Genomic DNA, 405 nt, shown 5'->3' on the forward strand with positions numbered 1-405 from the left:
GCCAGGCCTGAAACCTTGAGCAAGACGCTTAACGAATGATGCTCACGCAAGGCGTTCACGATTTGCGCGGTTTCTTTGGCTTTGCTTGCTCCTTGGCTCGGAGCAGTTCGTCCAACTTTTTTAGGTACGCCACCTCCGCGCGCAGATACTCATTCTCTTTAAGAAGGTCTTCGCGTGAGCGCTCGTCTGCGGGCACGGCAGTAGGCTGGGCAGGCTGTTTGGGCTTTGACATCTTGGGTGGCCGGCCTTTGCGGCGCGGCATGAGAGCTTCGAAACCACCCTCATGATACTGGCGCTCCCAGCGACTCACGCAGTTGGCTTCGCGCAAATCGAATACCGCGCATGTGCGCTGGTATGACAGCTCATGGCGCCACATGTGTTGCAGCACCGACATCTTGAAGTCAG

The 405-nt window shown here is 57.0% G+C and carries 1 protein-coding gene; it reads right to left on the minus strand.

Translation table 11 applies throughout. The features are described 5' to 3' along the window. Positions 1-55: 55 nt before the first annotated feature. A partial coding sequence (locus KVT39_RS36590; RefSeq protein ID WP_217591440.1) for a helix-turn-helix domain-containing protein occupies positions 56-405 on the minus strand: 350 nt, incomplete at its 5' end.

This window comes from Burkholderia sp. GbtcB21 (assembly GCF_019091065.1).
In the GTDB taxonomy this organism is placed as follows: domain Bacteria; phylum Pseudomonadota; class Gammaproteobacteria; order Burkholderiales; family Burkholderiaceae; genus Burkholderia; species Burkholderia pyrrocinia_C.